Annotated in this window: 2 protein-coding genes and 1 pseudogene; all 3 read left to right on the top strand. The window is 71.8% G+C overall.

The window, feature by feature from the left end:
* Positions 1-218, top strand: a pseudogene (locus O3Q52_RS53455) (sugar ABC transporter ATP-binding protein); the annotation flags it as partial.
* Between the two features lie 20 nt (positions 219-238).
* Positions 239-727, top strand: coding sequence for a DUF3574 domain-containing protein (locus O3Q52_RS53450; protein WP_269655595.1), 489 nt, complete (start codon positions 239-241; stop codon positions 725-727).
* A 182-nt stretch (positions 728-909) separates the two neighbouring features.
* The coding region (locus O3Q52_RS53445; protein WP_269655596.1) for an aldehyde dehydrogenase family protein at positions 910-1,060 on the top strand (151 nt) is incomplete at its 3' end.

Genomic DNA, 1,060 nt, shown 5'->3' with positions numbered 1-1,060 from the left:
TGGAGGACCCCGGGGACACCGGACCCGACCGGACCGAACTGCCGCCCCCGGAAGGCCGGTTGCCGGGCGACCTCATCGTCCGTACGACACCCGACCACGAACTCCACCACGGCATGCAGGTCCCCCTCCTCGTGGACCTCGCCCATCTGTTCGTCTTCGACCACCAAGGGGTGCGGATCAGCCCGGCCCCGGCGCGCCTGCCCGACCTGGAGGACTGAGGCCCACTAGGCATGCGTTCATGATCATGAACACCGTGCGTACCCGCCTCGCCGTCGCGACGGCCTCCGCCCTCCTCTTCGCCGGGGCCCCGGCCGCGTACGCCACACTCACCGACACCGGGACCCGGCCGGCGGCCGCAAGGACCCCGGCGGCTCTGACGGCACCGGCGGCCAGGGGCGCGGCATACGTCGAGACCCGCCTCTTCTTCGGCACCGAGCGCCCCGACGGAGGCCCGGCCGTCACCGACGGGCAGTTCATGGACTTCGTCGACCGGCAGGTCACCCCCGCCTTCCCGGGCGGGCTCACCGTGCAGGACGGCCGCGGGCAGTGGCGCGACAGGAACGGCGTCATCGAGCGCGAGCGGTCGTACGAGCTGATCCTGCTGTATCCCGTGGGGCGGGCGAAGGCGGCCGACCCCGGGATCGAGCGGATCCGGGACGCGTACGAGAAGGAGTTCGGCCAGGAGGCCGTGGCCCGGCTGGACGAACCGACGCGCGCGGACTTCTGACGTCCGACGGCCCTGTCCCCAGTACTGGCCCTGTGATCCTCGTGGCGGTTCGTGTGTTCCTCCCGGCGGGCCCGGTGCTCGTCCTGGGGCCCCTGGTGTCCAAAAACTAACACCGCTAGTTTGGGATCTCGGACGACGGCTAGGTTGGGCGGCGGAGACGACGCCCCTCCCGGGAGGAACGCATGAAGGCACACGACGGCATGTACATCGACGGTGAGTGGCGCCCGGCCGCCGGGACGGACACGATCGCCGTCGTGAACCCGGCCGACGAGCAGGTCATCGCCCACGTCCCGGCGGGCACCGCCGACGACGTGCACGCCGCCGTACGAGCCG

Source organism: Streptomyces sp. ActVer (genome assembly GCF_027270795.1).
GTDB lineage: Bacteria > Actinomycetota > Actinomycetes > Streptomycetales > Streptomycetaceae > Streptomyces > Streptomyces umbrinus_A.
Note: the sequence above shows the minus strand (reverse complement) of the source record. Positions and strands in the feature narration are given on the sequence as shown.

Bases quoted from the DNA above. Each gene is read 5' to 3' on its own strand.
- O3Q52_RS53450 (WP_269655595.1), top strand. From the start codon at position 239: ATGATCATGAACACCGTGCGTACCCGCCTCGCCGTCGCGACGGCCTCC.